We start from the raw sequence: 17,343 nt of genomic DNA on the forward strand, positions 1-17,343 counted from the left end.
AAGGTAATGACTGAGAAAGTGGCTGTATTGCTGGGTGGTTCATCCGCAGAACGCGATATCTCTTTGCTCTCGGGACAGGCCGTATTAGCCGGTTTGCAAAAAGCAGGAGTGGACGCATACGCGGTAGATCCCCGCGACTTCCCAGTCAGCCAGCTCAAAGAGCAAGGGTTTAGCCGGATATTCATTGCGCTGCATGGGCGCGGTGGCGAAGACGGCTCGATGCAGGGCGCGCTGGAGCAATTAGGGCTGCCTTATACCGGCAGCGGCGTCATGGCGTCGGCGCTGACGATGGATAAATGTCGCACCAAACAGATTTGGCAGGCGTCAAATTTACCGGTCGCGCCTTATATCGTGCTGAATCGGCATCAGTTTCAGCGCAGTAATCCAACTGCTTTGCTAAAGTTAGTAGAACCTCTCGGTATGCCATTGATTGTCAAGCCGAGTCGGGAAGGTTCCAGCGTCGGAATGAGCAAAGTCGAGCAGGCTGAAGCCTTACCTGCGGCGTTGGAAGCGGCATTTCATCATGACCAAAACGTGATGGTGGAAAAGTGGTTGAGCGGTCCGGAGTTTACGGTGGCTATTCTCGGTAACGAAACACTGCCGTCGATCCGCATTGAGGCGACAGGCACGTTTTACGATTATCAGGCGAAGTACGCGTCGGAAGACACTCGCTATTTTTGTCCGAGCGGTCTGACGGCGGAGCAGGAAAGCGAACTGGCTTCACTCTCTCTGGCGGCCTATCGCGCGCTGGATTGCAGCGGTTGGGGACGAGTTGATGTGATGATGGACGATGACGGCGGATTTTACCTGTTAGAGGTGAATACCTCGCCGGGCATGACCGAGCACAGCCTGGTGCCGATGGCCGCTAAACAGTATGGGCTGACGTTTCCACAACTGGTGACACGCATTTTGGAGCTGGCGAGCTGATATGTCGCAAGCGGCGCTTAATACACGCGGACGCGAGCCTGAATCCAATGGCGCGCGTCGCAGCAACGGCGGCCAACTGGCGGGCATGATATTCCTGCTGATGGTGGTGGGCACCATCGCCTGGGGCAGTTGGATGGTGGTGGGGTGGATGAAAGATGCCAGCCGACTGCCGCTGTCTCGGCTGGTGGTGACGGGAGAAAGAACCTACACCACGAACGACGACATTCGTCAGGCGATACTGTCTCTCGGAGCGCCGGGCACGTTTATGACGCAGGACGTTAACGTCATTCAGCAGCAGATTGAAAGGCTGCCGTGGATTAAACAGGCCAGCGTGCGCAAGCAGTGGCCGGACGAATTAAAGATTCATCTGGTTGAATACGTGCCTTTCGCACGTTGGAATGACCAGCTGATGGTTGACAGCGATGGAAACGCATTCAGCGTTCCGGCGGAACGTATCGGTAATAAAAAGATGCCGATGCTGTACGGACCGGAAGGCAGTGAAGCCGACGTGCTGGAAGGGTATCGAAACATTAACCAGATACTGAACGCCGGCAAGTTTCAGCTGAAAATGGTTGCGATGACCGCGCGCCATTCCTGGCAGGTCGGTCTGGAAGACGATATCCGCCTGCAGTTGGGACGCGACGATCAGACTCGCCGTCTGGCGCGATTTATTGAGTTATATCCGCTTCTTCAACAGCAGGCGAAGGACGGAAACAAGCGGATCAACTATGTGGATCTGCGTTACGACTCAGGTGCGGCGGTAGGTTGGGGTCCGGCGTTTATCGATCAGCAAGAAGACATTGATCGTCACCAAAACGGTAATCAGCAACAGAATCAGGCACAGGCTAAACAGCAATGATCAAGTCGACGGACAGAAAACTGGTAGTTGGGCTGGAAATCGGTACAGCAAAAGTGGCTGCGCTGGTAGGGGAAGTTCTGCCCGATGGCATGGTCAATATTATCGGTGTGGGTAGCTGCCCGTCACGGGGCATGGATAAAGGCGGCGTGAACGACCTGGAGTCGGTGGTGAAATGCGTACAGCGCGCCATCGACCAGGCCGAGTTGATGGCAGACTGCCAGATCTCATCGGTTTATCTGGCGCTGTCCGGCAAACATATCAGCTGCCAGAACGAGATTGGCATGGTGCCGATCTCCGAAGAAGAAGTGACGATGGACGATGTGGAAAGCGTCGTCCACACGGCGAAATCCGTTCGCGTACGCGATGAACATCGCATCCTGCACGTTATCCCGCAGGAGTACGCGATCGACTACCAGGAGGGCATCAAGAATCCGGTAGGGTTGTCCGGCGTGCGTATGCAGGCGAAGGTGCATTTGATCACCTGTCACAACGATATGGCGAAGAACATCGTCAAAGCGGTTGAGCGTTGCGGACTGAAAGTCGACCAGCTAATTTTCGCCGGACTGGCCTCCAGCTATGCGGTGCTGACTGAAGACGAACGTGAATTGGGTGTCTGTGTCGTCGATATCGGCGGCGGCACCATGGATATGGCGGTCTATACCGGCGGCGCCCTGCGCCACACCAAGGTGATTCCGTACGCAGGGAACGTGGTCACCAGCGATATTGCTTATGCTTTCGGCACTCCGCCTACGGACGCCGAGGCAATCAAAGTTCGCTACGGCTGCGCGTTAGGCTCCATCGTGAGCAAAGACGAAGCGGTTGAAGTTCCCAGCGTGGGTGGGCGTCCGCCGCGCAGTCTTCAGCGTCAGACGCTGGCCGAAGTCATTGAGCCGCGTTACGCCGAGCTGCTGAATCTGGTGAACGACGAGCTATTGCAGTTACAGGAGCAGTTGCGTCAGCAAGGCGTCAAGCATCATTTGGCGGCGGGTATTGTGCTGACGGGCGGAGCCGCACAGATTGATGGCCTGGCCGCATGCGCTCAGCGTGTGTTCCATACGCAGGTGCGTATCGGACAACCGCTGAACATCACGGGCCTGACGGATTATGCGCAGGAGCCTTACTACTCCACGGCGGTAGGGTTGCTGCACTACGGTAAAGAATCTCACCTGAACGGTGAGCATGAAGTTGAAAAACGCGCCTCAGTGAGCCACTGGTTTAAACGCCTGAACAGCTGGCTGAGAAAAGAATTTTAACGGTTATCAAAAGAGATCCTGGCACAGCTTTTTTGATCTCGAAGTAACACAGGCACAAGACGGAGAGAAACTATGTTTGAACCTATGGAATTAACCAACGACGCGGTGATTAAAGTCATCGGCGTCGGTGGCGGCGGCGGTAACGCGGTCGAGCATATGGTGCGTGAACGCATTGAAGGCGTTGAGTTCTTTGCGGTCAACACTGATGCGCAGGCACTGCGCAAAACGGCGGTTGGACAGACTATCCAGATCGGTAGCGGTATTACCAAGGGTCTGGGCGCTGGGGCTAACCCGGAAGTCGGCCGTAACTCTGCTGAAGAAGACCGCGAAGCGCTGCGCGCGTCTCTCGAAGGCGCCGATATGGTATTTATCGCGGCCGGTATGGGCGGTGGTACAGGTACGGGCGCAGCCCCGGTCGTGGCCGAAGTGGCCAAAGATCTCGGTATTCTTACCGTTGCCGTCGTGACTAAGCCGTTTAACTTCGAAGGCAAAAAACGCATGGCGTTTGCGGAACAAGGCATCGCGGAGCTGTCAAAGCACGTGGATTCCCTGATCACCATCCCGAACGACAAACTGCTGAAAGTGCTGGGCCGCGGTATCTCCCTGCTGGATGCCTTCGGCGCAGCCAACGACGTGCTGAAAGGCGCGGTTCAGGGTATCGCTGAACTGATTACCCGTCCGGGGTTGATGAACGTCGACTTCGCGGACGTTCGCACCGTGATGTCTGAAATGGGCTATGCCATGATGGGTTCCGGCGTGGCGCGTGGCGAAGACCGTGCGGAAGAAGCGGCCGAAATGGCGATCTCCAGTCCGCTGCTGGAAGATATCGACCTGTCCGGCGCTCGTGGCGTTCTGGTCAACATCACGGCGGGCTTCGACCTGCGTCTGGATGAGTTCGAAACCGTGGGTAACACTATCCGTGCTTTCGCTTCCGACAACGCGACCGTGGTTATCGGTACGTCTCTGGACCCGGAAATGAACGACGAACTGCGCGTCACCGTGGTCGCGACCGGCATCGGCATGGACAAACGTCCGGAGATTACGCTGGTGACCAACAAGCAGAGCAGCCAGCCGGTAATGGATCATCGTTACCAGCAGCATGGCATGTCGCCTCTGCCGCAAGAAAAACCGGCTGCCGCCAAGGTCGTCAACGACCAGAACGCGCAGCCCAATAAAGAGCCGGATTACCTGGATATCCCGGCGTTTCTGCGCAAGCAGGCCGATTAACTGGCCGCCTGGTTGGAATCTCCGCTCTTTGTGCTAAACTGTGCCGCCGGCCTTGGTATAGACTGAGGCCGTTGGTTCGGATTAAATGCGAGATAATACGATGATCAAACAACGTACATTAAAACGTATCGTACAGGCGACAGGGGTCGGTTTGCATACCGGCAAAAAAGTCACCCTGACCATGCGTCCTGCACCGGCAAATACCGGGGTCATCTATCGTCGCACTGACTTGAATCCACCGGTTGATTTTCCGGCTGATGCCAAATCCGTGCGTGATACCATGCTCTGTACTTGCCTGGTCAATGAGCATGACGTACGAATTTCGACCGTGGAGCATCTGAACGCCGCGCTGGCGGGTCTGGGCATCGATAACGTCATGATCGAAGTCGACTCTCCCGAAATTCCGATTATGGACGGCAGCGCCAGTCCGTTCGTTTACCTGTTGCTCGATGCCGGTATTGAAGAGCTGAACTGTGCTAAGAAGTTCGTTCGGATCAAAGATACCGTGCGTGTAGAAGATGGCGACAAGTGGGCGGAGCTGAAGCCTTATAATGGTTTCAATCTGGACTTCACTATCGACTTCAACCACCCGGCGATCGACTCTGGCGCACAGCGCTACAAGTTAGAGTTCTCTGCAGACTCTTTCGTCCGTCAGATCAGCCGTGCTCGGACCTTCGGCTTCATGCGAGATATTGAATATCTCCAGTCCCGTGGCCTGTGCCTGGGCGGCAGCTTTGACTGCGCGATTGTTGTTGACGACTATCGAGTGCTGAACGATGACGGTCTGCGTTTTGAAGATGAATTTGTTCGTCACAAAATGCTGGATGCCATCGGCGACTTGTTCATGTGCGGCCATAACATCATTGGTGCCTTTACGGCATTCAAGTCTGGTCATGCGCTGAACAATAAACTGCTGCAGGCTGTGCTGGCAAAACAGGAAGCGTGGGAATACGTGACCTTTGAAGATGAGGCGGAAATGCCGCTGGCGTTCAAAGCGCCTTCGACGGTACTCGCCTGACGAGTCAGAACAACAACTTGTCGTTCTTATGACTGGTTATCACTGGTTTTCTCTCCGGCCAGTGAAGCCAGTCTTTTTAATATCCGCTGCAATCTTTCCGGGCTGTTTTCCGCCAATCCATTCAATATTTCTGCACTCTGCGGACTTAGTGAACGTTGCTTTGGCGCATCTATAGATCCGACGCCGGTTGTGGTTTCCAATGGCTTATTATTTTGGTGCGCTTTAGCGGCAAGCGAGGGATTAATCCGGATGTCGATCGCTGCTAATGATGGTAGTATTTGAGCACGCAAAGCGGAAAGTAGCGCTGGCTGTTCATAACGTAGTCGCATCATCCAACTCGCGTTTGCCGTTTCTAGCACCAACAGATTGCGGCGATAATTTGCGACGCGGCACCAAGGGTGCATTTGCGCAGGCAATAGCGCGCAGACGGCGCGATTAAGCTTTACCAGCGCGGCAGCGCGCTGCTGAATATCTCGCAGAGGACCGCTTCCGGTTTCCGATGCGCTATCAAAAAAAGATTCTAGTGATTGTGGACGACTATCACGCATAACGCAGGCTCCGACGGACAGTAAACTTGTGATTGGTATTCTAAATCGTTGGCGACAATTTGGCAGACGTTATTTTTGGCCGCATCTCCTGTTGGGGATGGTCGCGGCTGGTTTTGGTCTGCCCGTCGGTCTGTGCGAGTCTCAGAATACTCCATCGCTGTCGACTTCGACTATTAGCCGCCATAACGTTTCCGCTTTTAGCCTGACCGATCTGGTGGCCTTGAAAGAGGCTCATCGACGTTCATCTGTCGGCATTGATTATTGGCATCAGCATGCCATCCGCACCGTTATTCGGCATTTGTCGTTTGCTCTGACGGCGCCGCAGCCTTCTACGGTGGCTGAAGCAGTTGCTTCCTCGCCCGCACAGCATCAAATCCTGATTGAGACACTCCACGCGCTGTTGACCCAAGAAAATAGGGTTCCCGCGCTGGATGTCTCGACATACATCTCCGCAGCATCTACGCTATTCCATCATTCTGGCATCTGGCTGGCCCAGACGTTGGGGATACGCGCTGGACCGCTTATCTAACCCCGCTTTTTTCTGTTAACACGCGCAATAGCCGGGTGAAATAGCCTGGTTTTCTGATGTTATGCCACCGTAGATACGGTGGCATTGTAGAGATTAAAATTATTATGTTAGTAAGACTATTAACCAAAGTTTTCGGTAGCCGTAACGACCGTACCTTACGCCGTATGCGTAAAACTGTAGATGTGATAGCCCAGCTTGAACCCGCAATGGAAAAGCTGTCTGACGACGAGCTGAAGGCCAAAACGCCGGAGTTTCGCGAGCGCATCAAGAAAGGTGAAACGCTGGAAGCGCTGTTGCCTGAGGCCTTTGCCGTCGTGCGTGAAGCGAGTAAACGTGTTTTCGGTATGCGTCACTTCGACGTCCAGATGCTGGGCGGGATGGTTCTTAACGAACGCTGCATCGCCGAAATGCGTACCGGTGAAGGTAAAACGCTGACGGCGACGCTGCCTGCTTATCTAAACGGCCTGACCGGTCGCGGTGTGCATGTTGTTACAGTGAATGACTATCTGGCGCAGCGTGATGCTGAGAACAACCGTCCGTTGTTCGAGTTTCTCGGTCTGACGGTGGGGATCAACCTGCCAGGCATGCCAGCGCCGGCAAAGCGAGAAGCGTATGCAGCCGATATCACTTACGGTACCAACAACGAATACGGTTTTGACTACCTGCGCGACAATATGGCGTTTAGCCCGGAAGAGCGCGTTCAGCGCCCGCTGTTCTACGCTTTGGTGGATGAAGTCGACTCCATCCTGATCGATGAAGCGCGTACCCCGCTGATCATTTCTGGACCTGCTGAAGACAGCTCCGAGATGTACATCCGCGTCAATAAAATCATCCCGTCGCTAATCCGTCAGGAAAAAGAAGATTCCGACACATTCCAGGGCGAAGGCCACTTCTCCGTGGATGAGAAATCCCGCCAGGTCAATCTGACCGAACGCGGTCTGGTGAAAATCGAAGAACTGCTGGTGAAAGAAGGCATTATGGAAGAAGGCGAATCCCTGTACTCGCCTTCCAACATTATGCTGATGCATCATGTGACCGCCGGTCTGCGGGCGCACGTCTTGTTCACGCGCGATGTCGATTACATCGTTAAAGACGGCGAAGTCATCATTGTTGACGAACATACCGGACGTACCATGCAGGGGCGTCGCTGGTCTGACGGTCTGCATCAGGCCGTTGAGGCGAAAGAGCACGTCACTATCAACAACGAAAACCAGACGCTGGCCTCCATCACCTTCCAGAACTACTTCCGTTTGTACGAAAAACTGGCTGGGATGACCGGGACCGCGGATACCGAGGCTTTTGAATTCAGCTCTATCTATAAACTGGATACCATCGTTGTACCGACGAACCGTCCGATGATTCGTAAAGATTTGCCCGATCTGGTGTATATGACCGAGCGGGAAAAAATAGGCGCGATTATTGAAGATATCAGGGAGCGTACGGCGAACGGCCAGCCGGTGCTGGTGGGCACGATCTCGATCGAGAAATCGGAAGTGGTCTCTGACGCGTTGACTCGCGCCGGGGTCAAACACAACGTGCTTAACGCCAAATTCCATGCCATGGAAGCGGATATCGTCGCACAGGCCGGTCGCCCGGGCGCAGTGACCATCGCCACCAATATGGCCGGTCGGGGTACGGATATTGTGCTGGGCGGCAGTTGGCAGACTGAAATCGCTCAGTTGGAGTCCCCGACGGAAGATCAGATTGCCGCTATCAAAGCCGATTGGCAGCTTCGTCACGACGCGGTGCTGGCTTCGGGCGGTTTGCATATCATCGGTACCGAGCGGCATGAATCGCGTCGTATCGACAACCAGCTGCGTGGCCGTTCTGGTCGTCAGGGAGATGCCGGTTCTTCTCGCTTCTACCTTTCAATGGAAGATGCGCTGATGCGTATCTTCGCCTCTGACCGCGTATCCAACATGATGCGTAAGTTGGGGATGAAGGAAGGCGAAGCGATCGAACATCCTTGGGTGACCAAGGCGATTGCCAATGCACAGCGTAAGGTGGAAAACCGTAACTTCGATATCCGTAAGCAGCTGCTGGAATATGATGATGTCGCGAACGACCAGCGCCGTGCTATCTACACGCAGCGTAATGAACTGCTGAACTCCGTTGATATCAGTGAAACGATCAACAGTATTCGTGACGATGTGTTTAAAGCGACAATCGATAACCATATTCCGCCGCAGTCTCTGGAAGAAATGTGGGATATCGACGGTTTGGAACAGCGTCTGAAAAACGATTTCGATCTGGAAATGCCGATTGCAGAGTGGCTGGAGAAAGAGCCTCAGCTGCATGAAGAAACGCTGCGTGAACGTATCCACGAGCAGGCGATGGAAGTTTATGCCCGCAAAGAAGAGGTCGTGGGCGTCGATGTTATGCGCAACTTCGAAAAAGGCGTGATGCTGCAGACGCTGGACTCCCTGTGGAAAGAACATCTGGCAGCGATGGACTATCTGCGTCAGGGTATACATCTGCGCGGCTATGCGCAGAAAGATCCGAAGCAGGAGTACAAGCGTGAATCGTTCTCCATGTTCGCAGCGATGTTGGAAGCGCTGAAATATGAAGTCATCAGCACACTGAGCAAAGTTCAGGTTCGCATGCCGGAAGAGATCGAAGCGCTGGAGCAACAGCGTCGTGAGGAAGCTGAACGACTGGCGAGCCAGCAGCAGCTGAGCCATCAAAGCGAAGTCGCTGCCGCGCAGTCTGCGGGTGGTTCATCCGAGCGTAAAATCGGCCGTAACGATCCTTGCCCCTGCGGTTCGGGCAAGAAATACAAACAGTGCCACGGACGTATCCAGAACTAGCCCTCATCAGGGTTAGACGACATTAACGGTATCAATTAAGGCGGTCATTGACCGCCTTTTACTTGGGGAAAGGGTTATGACGCAGAAACCTTTGTCAGTCGCGGTAGGTATTATTCGTAATGCCCAGCGACAGTTTTTTATCGCTTGCCGCCAGGCTGGCTCGCACATGGCTGGTAAATGGGAGTTCCCAGGTGGAAAAGTGGAGGCGGGGGAAACGCCCGAACAGGCGTTAATTCGTGAATTGCGTGAGGAAACAGGGATCGAGGCGCACGACCCTCGGGCACTGACGGATAAAACATTCTCCACGGGCGATCGGCTCATCACGCTGCATTTTTTTCTGGTGGAACATTGGCAAGGAGAACCTTACGGCCGGGAGGGGCAGCCGTCGCGCTGGCTGAGCGTCGACGAACTGAAAGAAGAGGAATTTCCGCCAGCGAATGCGGAGATGATCCGCTGGCTAAAACAGTCGGCGTAATATCGCTGGTTAATACTTGGTTTCGCTCCAGTTTTCGCTGTCAGTAATCGCTTCGTTACTAGGAATGCGTTTCTCTTCTTCGGCCCATTCCCCGAGATCGATCAATTGACAGCGTTTGCTACAGAAAGGGCGGTAAGGACTTTGTTCTCCCCACACTACCGGTTTGGCGCAGGTCGGACATTTTACGGTGGTGATATCGTTGCTCATCTTATTCACTCCTAACAGCAAGCCAGTTCGAACGTCAGGCGGTCGGGCACTTGCCCATGCTCGCTGTCCAGCGGCATAAAGCGAATCGCATAACGGCTCTTGTGGCCAGAAATTTGTGGGTATAGCTGATGTTCCTGCGCGATCTGTATACGCAGGAGGTCCGCGTCGGCTGCATTGTCCTGATAGAAGCCTTTCAGGCTGATTTGTGGACGGAAGATCGCTGAATTGCGGATGAGGTCCAGAATCATCTCCAGCGTTTGTTCGAACGGGGCGACGCTGTTGAGCCAGACACTGACCTGGCGGTTTCTGTGCTCCGCAGGCTGATGCAGCCAGCTATGCAGCGTCGGCAAGTCGAAGTTACAGCATCCTCCTGGGATGCTCAGCCGTTGGCGTACCATGCCAATGAGGCGATCTTCTCGCAGGCTTTGGCCCATACGCGGGGCGGCCATCAATTGGCTGGCCTGTTGGCGTAACTGCTGGCGAAAGGTGTCAATCCTCGCCTGGTCGACGCCGGGCACGTCCTGCCACTGCGTTAGCTTCTGCTGCTGACGTTCCAGTTCTTTCATCAAATCGGGGCGAACGTCGCCGCGTTCGAGTATATCCAACAGGTCGGTAGCGGCGCGGAAAAAGCTCAACGCTCCCCCCATGTGTTCCAGCGTCTGGTTGTCATGCATTTGTTGAAGCAGAAACTCGAGACGTAGCCAGGTCCGCGTTTTCTCATTCAGCGGATATTCAAATAATAGGGTTGAGGAAGCATCACTCATTATTTTGTCATCCTGTCTTTTGCGGTTGTCGCCAGCTCAAGATAGCGCTGATGCAGCATGGCAATTTGTGGGGCAAGTTCGCTCTGGCTACGGCTATTGTCGATGATGTCGTCGGCATAAGCCAGACGCTGTTCTCGCGTGGCTTGTGCGGACAGAATTTTTTCCGCCTGTTGCAGGGAAACCCCATCTCGCGCCAGTGTACGCTGCAGCTGAATTTCCGGGGTGACATCCACAACCAGAACACGTTGCGCCTGCGATTGCAGGCCGTTCTCAATCAGCAGAGGGATCACCCACATCACGTATGGACCGGGGGCGTCAAGCAACTGGCGTTGGGTTTCCGCTTGGATCAACGGATGCAGCAGTTGGTTGAGCCACTCTTTTTCACGTTCACTGGAAAAAATTTTCGCCCGTAGGGCGGAGCGGTTGAGCGTATCGTCGGCGTTCAGTATCTCGGGGCCGAAGCGTTTTGCGATAACGGACAACGCTGACGTTCCGGGCTCAACGACCTGACGGGCGATGATGTCCGCATCGATGATAGTGATGCCTTGCCGGGCGAAACCTTCAGCGACGGTGCTTTTGCCGCTGCCGATACCGCCTGTAAGCGCTACGATGTATGCCATGGTATCGATCTGCAAAATTACCGGGTAAATTTACGGGATTCTAGCCTAAATAAAGGTAAATTCGCAGTCTTGCCGCAGGATTATTCGCGCGTATGATGAGGCTACTGGATAGGTTTTGAAGCATACCGACTATCTCCCCGATGGTCTTCGCCACTGACCAGGACACCTCCTTATGCGTATTGAAGAAGATTTAAAGTTAGGCTTTAAAGACGTACTCATTCGTCCTAAACGCTCCACCCTTAAGAGCCGATCAGAAGTTGAATTGGCGCGCGATTTCACCTTTATGCATGCGGGCTGCCATTGGTCGGGCGTGCCTGTCATTGCGGCCAATATGGACACGGTCGGTACTTTTCGCATGGCTCAGGCGCTATCCCCATTTGGCGTGCTGACCGCCGTGCATAAACATTACTCCGTTGAGCAGTGGCGGCAGTTTGTTACACAGTCGTCGAAAGACGTGTTGCGCCACGTCTTAGTCTCTACAGGGACATCAAGCGACGATTTTACCAAGCTGAAGCAAATTCTGGCCCTCTCGACGGAGCTGAAGTTTATCTGCATCGATGTCGCTAACGGCTACTCCGAGCACTTTGTCTCTTTTGTGCAGAAAGCGCGCGAGGCGTGTCCTGATAAGATCATTTGCGCCGGGAATGTAGTGACCGGCGAAATGGTCGAAGAGCTGATTCTTTCCGGAGCGGATATTGTCAAGGTTGGGATTGGTCCTGGTTCCGTTTGCACCACCCGTTTGAAAACGGGCGTGGGTTATCCGCAACTCTCGGCGGTGATCGAGTGTGCCGATGCAGCGCATGGGCTCGGCGGGCAGATTGTCAGCGATGGCGGCTGCTCCGTGCCTGGCGACGTTGCCAAAGCTTTCGGCGGCGGCGCTGATTTTGTCATGCTGGGCGGGATGCTGGCGGCACATGATGAGTGCGAAGGGACCATCGCCGAAGAAAACGGCCAGAAAATGATGCTGTTTTACGGCATGAGTTCGGCATCAGCGATGGAGCGCCACGTTGGCGGCGTAGCCGGCTATCGGGCTGCGGAAGGCAAAACCGTCAAGCTTCCTCTGCGAGGCCCGGTGGAATACACCATTCGCGATATCCTCGGCGGTTTGCGCTCCGCTTGCACTTACGTTGGTGCTTCACGCCTGAAAGAGCTGACCAAACGCACGACATTCATCCGTGTCGCCGAGCAGGAAAACCGTATTTTCAACGTTTAGTTTTCGCTTTCTCAACTGGCGGGATTAGGCTCCCGTCAGCACATGTCCTAACTGGAAAATAGGCAGATACATGGCTATCACCAGCGTACCGACAATGATGCCTACCGTGCCCATCAGTAACGGCTCCAATGTATGAGGCAGTTTTTCCGCAAACTGCTGCGTATTCTTTTCATGCCATTCGGCTAACTGTGCGAACAGGTGCTCCAGCGCGCCTGTTTCTTCTCCGACTCTGATCAACTGCGGGCAGGGCGCAGGGAACAGCGGTGTACGCTCCACCGCCTGACTCAGTGGGATGCCGCGCTCGACGAGGCCTTGTATCTCTTTTAATTCCTTCTGATATAGAGGATGTCCGAGCGTCGCGGCGGCGCTTAGCCCAGCTGGCAGCGGGAGTCCTGCACCATGAGTCATCGCCAGCGTATGGAAAATCTGGCTGAGACAACGCCCGCGAATCAGTGTGGCAATGCCGGGAACTTTAAGCCACAGCCGTTGCTCTCTGTGCCGCCATCGTGGATAGGTTCTACGCAGCCAGCCGTAGGCTGCCGCGAGTATGAGGCCTATTGTGGCGAGAGCGGCCCCATCGCGCATACACCGTTCCGAAAAGGTCAGTAAAGTCTGTGTCAGCACGGGAAGCGGGGCGTTAAACGAGGCGTAAAGCCGGCTAAACTCAGGCAGGACCAAGGTGATCATCAGTGCGCTGACCACTAGCACGGCGGCGGAAACGAAGAGGGGGTAGCGTAGTGCTTTAGCGACTTTATACGCCAATTGCTGGCGCGCCTCCTGATAGACGGCGAGCTGCTGGCAGCAGTCGCCGAGCTTACCGGTCAGTTCGCCGGCGGCAATCAGCGAGCAATACATCAGCGGAAATATTTGGGGATAGTGCCGAAGCGCTTCTGCCAGCGTCATGCCTTGTGCGACCTGTTGGCCTATTGTCTGTAAGACACATCGCCACGCCGGTTTGTCATGCTGCCGTGCCATGAGGTTCAATGATTCCAGTAGCGGAAGCCCCGCCTGCAATAGTGAGCCGAGCTGGTGAATGACGGGAGTCAGGAGTGTGCTGCGCCAAGCATAACGGGTCAGGTATTGTCGGACCTTCAGGTTAAGGGGTTGGTAACCCAGTTCGAGCAGATGATCGTACACCTGTTGACGGTGGGTAGCGATAAACTCGCCGCGACACAGTTCACCTTTGCCGCTGAGAGCCTGCCAGTCGTACAGTTTTTGCATTGCCATCTCAGTCTTCCTCCTCGATCCCGTCACCCACGACCCGATAGACCTCATCCAGTGATGTGATGCCTTCATTGACTAACGCCAGACCAGCGTTAAAGAGCCAATTTGGCCGGGAATGCTGGTCATGCGCCTTTTCGTACGGGACTTCTCCGTTATCCGCCAGCGTTTGCTGGAGGTCAGGGGAGATGGTCAACAGGTCGTAAATCGCAGCTCGGCCGTAATAGCCTGAAAAACAGTGGTTGCAGCCCCGCGGGCGCCACTGCCGCAGTGGGCCGGACCGGGTTGCGTTATGCGATATTGGTTCCGAGGGCATCCTCTCGCGGCAGTGAGGACATAGCTTGCGAACTAAGCGCTGAGCAATGATGAGTTTTAATGCCGAGGCGAGCAGGTAGCCGGGAACGCCAAGATGTCTCAGCCTCGTCATGGTCTCGCTGGCAGAGTTAGTGTGCAGCGTGGATAGCACTAAGTGACCGGTTTGCGCCGCTTTGACGGCAATATCTGCCGTTTCGGCGTCGCGAATTTCCCCTATCATGATGACGTCGGGATCCTGGCGCAGCAGTGCTCTCAGTACCCGGCTGAAGTCCAGCCGACTTTTGGCGTTGACGGCGGTTTGATTGATTCCTTCTAACGGAATTTCTACCGGATCTTCCACGCTGCAAATATTACGGCTGGAACTATTGAGCCAGCGTATGGCGCTGTACAGCGTGAATGTTTTTCCGCTCCCCGTCGGGCCTGTGACCAAAATCATGCCTTGAGGCAGGCGTAGCACCCGCTTGAATAGCCGCAATGCGCTTATAGAAAGCCCCAGCGTGTCCAGCGTTAGCGCATGTTGCTGTGTTTGTAATACCCGCAGTACGACTTTTTCTCCCGTTTGTACCGGCAGTGTGGCGATACGTAATGAGTAACGTTCCCGATCAAGTTGCAGGGTAAATTGACCATCCTGCGGTAGACGGCGTTCAGCGATATCCAGTTTCCCCATGATCTTAAGCCGTGCAATAAGCCGGGGCGTCAGTTCGTCAGGAGCTGAAGGCATTTCCTGCAAGACGCCGTCGATACGCAGTCGTATCCGGCAGTGCATTGCCATCGGCTCGAAATGGATATCCGAGGCCCGCCGCTGAATTGCTGAATTCAGCGTCTGATTGATAAATCTGATTACCGGGATATCTTCCTGCTCTTCGATCTCAGGAGTGGCTGATAGATCGACGCCTTTTCCATGGCGCTTTGCGGCGGGACAATCGCTTTTTCCAGCCTGGCCGCAGGCCATTTCTCGATCAATACCCGACGATTGCCGGCGAATTTTAACGCCGTCAGCATTTCAGTGGTTGGCGGGCTGCCGACAGCAACGGTAATGGATTGTTCATCTATGGCCAGTAGCAAAGCGTGATAACGCTGGCACAATATGACGAGCTCTTCGCTGAGTATTTGCGATGTCATGAGATCACCCTGCGGCATCAGAGGCATCATCCAGACGGAAAACGTCAAGACAGGCCTGCCTGAGTGTGTCGGCCCCGGTTTCCGCGAGGCAGTTTTTGGTCCAGCTCAACGATCCTGTTTGGGACTCCAGCGTCGGCGTCATAACCACGCGAAGTCCTTGCAGCGAGGATTGTCCTGTCAAAGTAATGACGCCTTGGGAAACGGTAATCTGACTGATGTAACGTGTGGCAGTTGCCGCGGGAATGCCCTGATTACCTGCATTGCAAAGGGCCAGATCGGCATTGCTTAGTCCACAGAGGTCGACGGCCATTTTGTAGGACGCCGCCGTTTGCAGCATATCGGTCATTGCTGCTTTTTGCAGGTATCCCTGATAGGCCGGAATTCCCAAGGCGCTTAGCACGGCAATGATGACAATTACGACCATCAGTTCAATCAGCGTAAATCCTTGCTGTAACATGATTTCAATCCTTGATGTGGCGGATGGCGGCAGCATAAGGGACGGCAAAGATTTCGGCGACAGCCGATAAACTCATTCGGAATGCGTTTCGCAAACTGTTTGAACAGTTGCAGTTAGCCTCCATTTTTTTGCCTGATGGATTCTGGTTTACGTGTTTCTCGCAACAGGGGCGTGGCGCCAAACGGTATGCTTGCGGTAAGTTTTGGCAGCAGGGGAATGCGTCGTTAATTTTTCAAGCCGCAAGGCGGGTGAATGACGAGCAGGGGAAACATGCTAGGCTTTGGTCTGCGCGAGGCGTTTGCCGCGCAGAGGAATGCTTGCAAGGCGGTAGGTTAATAGGAGTTTGTCGGTGGAATTGATAGATGGATGGCTAACGGATGTGGCGCGCATACCGTCCCCGCATTGTGACGATAGGCCTGAGGGCGAGATTCCCTCGTTGCTGGTCATACACAATATCAGCCTGCCGCCGGGCGAGTTCGGCGGTCCTTATATCGATCAATTGTTTACCGGAAGACTGCAGGCGACTGAACACCCCTTTTTCGCCGAGATAATCCATCTTAGGGTCTCGGCTCATTGCTTGATTCGTCGAGATGGCAGCGTCGTTCAATATGTGCCCTTTGACCGTCGGGCTTGGCATGCTGGCGTTTCCAAATTTGAAGGGCGCGAACGCTGTAATGATTTCTCAATCGGCATTGAACTTGAGGGGACCGACACGCTTCCTTTTACGGCGGAACAATATCGTCAGTTGGCGTCGGTCACGCAGCTGTTATGTCTGACTTACCCGATTACGCGGAATCGAATTTGCGGTCACAATGATATTGCTCCAGGTCGCAAAACCGATCCCGGTCCCGCTTTCGACTGGGACCGATATCGATATTTAGCGCAGGAATAGCGAGCTACAAAGGGAGTCTAAATTAATGACGCTGTTTACGTTGTTGTTGGTTTTGGGATGGGAACGCCTGTTTAAACAGGGCGAACACTGGCAATTAGATCACCATTTTGCGGTGAGGCTTCGACATCTTTCTTCACCGTCCTTGATACAAACTCTGTCTTTGTCGCTTGCGGGTATGGCAATGACCGGGCTGCTGATGTGGCTAGTCAGCGGCTTGTTGTTCGGTCTGCCGATGCTGATTTTGTGGGTCATTATTGGTTTGCTTTGCGTGGGGGCAGGTGAGGTCAGGCTGCACTACCGCCGGTATTTGCAGGCGGCGCTACGCGGTGAAGCAGATGCGGAATGCCAAATGTCTGGTGAATTGGCCCTGATTCATGGGTTGCCGGTGGACGGCAGTGAATCGGATAGGCTCAAGGAGTTACAGAACGCTTTGCTGTGGATTAATTTTCGTTATTACCTGGCTCCGCTGTTCTGGTTTGTAGTCGCCGGGCCTTACGGTCCTATTGCGCTGGTCGGTTATGCTTGTCTGAGAGCGCGTCAAACAATGCTTGCTCGTTACCATACCCCGTTGGAGCGGGCTAACTCTGGCGTGGATACATTGCTCCATTGTCTGGACTGGATCCCTGTACGGCTGGCCGGTGCAGCTTATGCGTTGCTGGGGCATGGCGAAAAAGCGTTGCCTGCCTGGTTCTCTGCCTTGCTGGATGTTCACAGTAGCCAGTATTGGGTGCTGACCCAGTTGGCTCAATTTTCACTGGCGCGGGAACCCCATATCGATCCTGTCGCGACGCCGATTGCTGCCGTTAAGTTGGCAAAAAAGGTGACGTTGATAATTGTAGTGGTGGTGGCGCTATTGACCATTTACGGCGCGTTGGTATGACTCGCTGCC

General features: G+C 54.4%; 17 protein-coding genes and 1 pseudogene. 11 read left to right on the forward strand and 7 right to left on the reverse strand.

Annotation, left to right across the window (positions count from 1 at the left end; translation table 11 throughout):
• Positions 1-6 precede the first annotated feature (6 nt).
• The 5 genes from AU511_RS00705 (at position 7) to lpxC (ending at position 5,284) form a co-directional block, all read left to right on the forward strand.
• Entirely contained in the window at positions 7-927 is a 921-nt protein-coding gene (locus AU511_RS00705; protein ID WP_094108443.1) for a D-alanine--D-alanine ligase, read from the forward strand.
• A 1-nt stretch (position 928) separates the two neighbouring features.
• Entirely contained in the window at positions 929-1,786 is an 858-nt protein-coding gene (gene ftsQ, locus AU511_RS00710; RefSeq protein ID WP_094101384.1) for a cell division protein FtsQ, read from the forward strand.
• A complete protein-coding gene (gene ftsA, locus AU511_RS00715) occupies positions 1,783-3,039 on the forward strand; it encodes a cell division protein FtsA (protein WP_094101385.1) in 1,257 nt (418 codons plus the stop codon). The genes ftsQ and ftsA overlap by 4 nt, the downstream gene beginning before the upstream one ends.
• Before the next feature lie 72 nt (positions 3,040-3,111).
• Positions 3,112-4,266 (forward strand): cell division protein FtsZ, encoded by a 1,155-nt coding sequence (gene ftsZ, locus AU511_RS00720; protein WP_026741712.1) that lies wholly within the window; start codon positions 3,112-3,114, stop codon positions 4,264-4,266.
• A 100-nt stretch (positions 4,267-4,366) separates the two neighbouring features.
• Complete coding sequence (lpxC, locus tag AU511_RS00725; RefSeq protein ID WP_074728283.1) at positions 4,367-5,284, forward strand: UDP-3-O-acyl-N-acetylglucosamine deacetylase; 918 nt, start codon at positions 4,367-4,369, stop codon at positions 5,282-5,284.
• Positions 5,285-5,310: 26 nt separating this feature from the next.
• Here the strand turns inward: lpxC and AU511_RS00730 are convergent, their stop codons facing one another.
• Positions 5,311-5,832, reverse strand: a complete 522-nt coding sequence (locus tag AU511_RS00730) for a DUF721 domain-containing protein (protein WP_094108444.1) — start codon at positions 5,830-5,832, stop codon at positions 5,311-5,313.
• A gap of 28 nt (positions 5,833-5,860) precedes the next feature.
• On the opposite strand from AU511_RS00730, the gene secM reads away from it, so the two are divergent.
• The 3 genes from secM to mutT all read left to right on the forward strand — a co-directional run bounded on the left by secM (position 5,861) and on the right by mutT (position 9,643).
• The gene (secM, locus tag AU511_RS00735) at positions 5,861-6,361 is read left to right on the forward strand and encodes a secA translation cis-regulator SecM (protein ID WP_094108445.1); all 501 of its coding nucleotides are present in this window, start codon (positions 5,861-5,863) and stop codon (positions 6,359-6,361) included.
• Positions 6,362-6,465: 104 nt separating this feature from the next.
• Entirely contained in the window at positions 6,466-9,168 is a 2,703-nt protein-coding gene (gene secA, locus AU511_RS00740; RefSeq protein ID WP_094108446.1) for a preprotein translocase subunit SecA, read from the forward strand.
• A 76-nt stretch (positions 9,169-9,244) separates the two neighbouring features.
• A complete protein-coding gene (gene mutT / locus AU511_RS00745) occupies positions 9,245-9,643 on the forward strand; it encodes an 8-oxo-dGTP diphosphatase MutT (RefSeq protein WP_094108447.1) in 399 nt (132 codons plus the stop codon).
• A 9-nt stretch (positions 9,644-9,652) separates the two neighbouring features.
• Here mutT and yacG read toward each other — a convergent pair whose 3' ends face one another.
• Genes yacG through coaE form a run of 3 tightly spaced genes read right to left on the reverse strand, consistent with a single transcriptional unit; the run spans position 9,653 to position 11,234 of the window.
• Positions 9,653-9,850: a DNA gyrase inhibitor YacG gene (gene yacG / locus AU511_RS00750; RefSeq protein WP_026739125.1), complete on the reverse strand. Its 198-nt coding sequence runs from the start codon at positions 9,848-9,850 to the stop codon at positions 9,653-9,655.
• A gap of 11 nt (positions 9,851-9,861) precedes the next feature.
• On the reverse strand, positions 9,862-10,614 hold the full coding sequence (gene zapD, locus AU511_RS00755; RefSeq protein WP_094108448.1) for a cell division protein ZapD: 753 nt from the start codon (positions 10,612-10,614) through the stop codon (positions 9,862-9,864).
• Positions 10,614-11,234, reverse strand: coding sequence for a dephospho-CoA kinase (gene coaE, locus AU511_RS00760; protein ID WP_094101391.1), 621 nt, complete (start codon positions 11,232-11,234; stop codon positions 10,614-10,616). Before coaE ends, zapD begins: the two co-directional genes overlap by 1 nt.
• Before the next feature lie 172 nt (positions 11,235-11,406).
• Between coaE and AU511_RS00765 the strand changes: the two genes are divergently transcribed.
• Positions 11,407-12,447, forward strand: coding sequence for a GMP reductase (locus AU511_RS00765; RefSeq protein WP_094101392.1), 1,041 nt, complete (start codon positions 11,407-11,409; stop codon positions 12,445-12,447).
• 24 nt (positions 12,448-12,471) lie between these two features.
• Here the strand turns inward: AU511_RS00765 and hofC are convergent, their stop codons facing one another.
• The 3 genes and pseudogenes from hofC to ppdD all read right to left on the reverse strand — a co-directional run bounded on the left by hofC (position 12,472) and on the right by ppdD (position 15,562).
• Positions 12,472-13,674, reverse strand: a complete 1,203-nt coding sequence (hofC, locus tag AU511_RS00770; RefSeq protein WP_094108449.1) for a protein transport protein HofC — start codon at positions 13,672-13,674, stop codon at positions 12,472-12,474.
• Position 13,675: 1 nt separating this feature from the next.
• Positions 13,676-15,123: pseudogene (gene gspE, locus AU511_RS00775) on the reverse strand (type II secretion system protein GspE).
• Complete coding sequence (gene ppdD / locus AU511_RS00780; RefSeq protein ID WP_094108450.1) at positions 15,110-15,562, reverse strand: prepilin peptidase-dependent pilin; 453 nt, start codon at positions 15,560-15,562, stop codon at positions 15,110-15,112. Before ppdD ends, gspE begins: the two are co-directional and overlap by 14 nt.
• 349 nt (positions 15,563-15,911) lie before the next feature.
• On the opposite strand from ppdD, the gene ampD reads away from it, so the two are divergent.
• Entirely contained in the window at positions 15,912-16,454 is a 543-nt protein-coding gene (gene ampD, locus AU511_RS00785) for a 1,6-anhydro-N-acetylmuramyl-L-alanine amidase AmpD (protein ID WP_094108451.1), read from the forward strand.
• 25 nt (positions 16,455-16,479) lie between these two features.
• A complete protein-coding gene (gene ampE, locus AU511_RS00790; protein WP_094101395.1) occupies positions 16,480-17,334 on the forward strand; it encodes a beta-lactamase regulator AmpE in 855 nt (284 codons plus the stop codon).
• Positions 17,335-17,343: the final 9 nt, after the last annotated feature.

The organism is Lonsdalea iberica (assembly GCF_002111585.1).
Taxonomy (GTDB): Bacteria; Pseudomonadota; Gammaproteobacteria; order Enterobacterales; family Enterobacteriaceae; genus Lonsdalea; species Lonsdalea iberica.

Coding starts and splice junctions, on each gene's coding strand:
- AU511_RS00705 (WP_094108443.1), top strand. CDS start 7: ATGACTGAGAAAGTGGCTGTATTGCTGGGTGGTTCATCCGCAGAACGC.
- ftsQ (WP_094101384.1), top strand. CDS start 929: ATGTCGCAAGCGGCGCTTAATACACGCGGACGCGAGCCTGAATCCAAT.
- ftsA (WP_094101385.1), top strand. CDS start 1,783: ATGATCAAGTCGACGGACAGAAAACTGGTAGTTGGGCTGGAAATCGGT.
- ftsZ (WP_026741712.1), top strand. CDS start 3,112: ATGTTTGAACCTATGGAATTAACCAACGACGCGGTGATTAAAGTCATC.
- lpxC (WP_074728283.1), top strand. CDS start 4,367: ATGATCAAACAACGTACATTAAAACGTATCGTACAGGCGACAGGGGTC.
- AU511_RS00730 (WP_094108444.1), bottom strand. CDS start 5,832: ATGCGTGATAGTCGTCCACAATCACTAGAATCTTTTTTTGATAGCGCA.
- secA (WP_094108446.1), top strand. CDS start 6,466: ATGTTAGTAAGACTATTAACCAAAGTTTTCGGTAGCCGTAACGACCGT.
- mutT (WP_094108447.1), top strand. CDS start 9,245: ATGACGCAGAAACCTTTGTCAGTCGCGGTAGGTATTATTCGTAATGCC.
- yacG (WP_026739125.1), bottom strand. CDS start 9,850: ATGAGCAACGATATCACCACCGTAAAATGTCCGACCTGCGCCAAACCG.
- zapD (WP_094108448.1), bottom strand. CDS start 10,614: ATGAGTGATGCTTCCTCAACCCTATTATTTGAATATCCGCTGAATGAG.
- coaE (WP_094101391.1), bottom strand. CDS start 11,234: ATGGCATACATCGTAGCGCTTACAGGCGGTATCGGCAGCGGCAAAAGC.
- AU511_RS00765 (WP_094101392.1), top strand. CDS start 11,407: ATGCGTATTGAAGAAGATTTAAAGTTAGGCTTTAAAGACGTACTCATT.
- hofC (WP_094108449.1), bottom strand. CDS start 13,674: ATGGCAATGCAAAAACTGTACGACTGGCAGGCTCTCAGCGGCAAAGGT.
- ppdD (WP_094108450.1), bottom strand. CDS start 15,562: ATGTTACAGCAAGGATTTACGCTGATTGAACTGATGGTCGTAATTGTC.
- ampE (WP_094101395.1), top strand. CDS start 16,480: ATGACGCTGTTTACGTTGTTGTTGGTTTTGGGATGGGAACGCCTGTTT.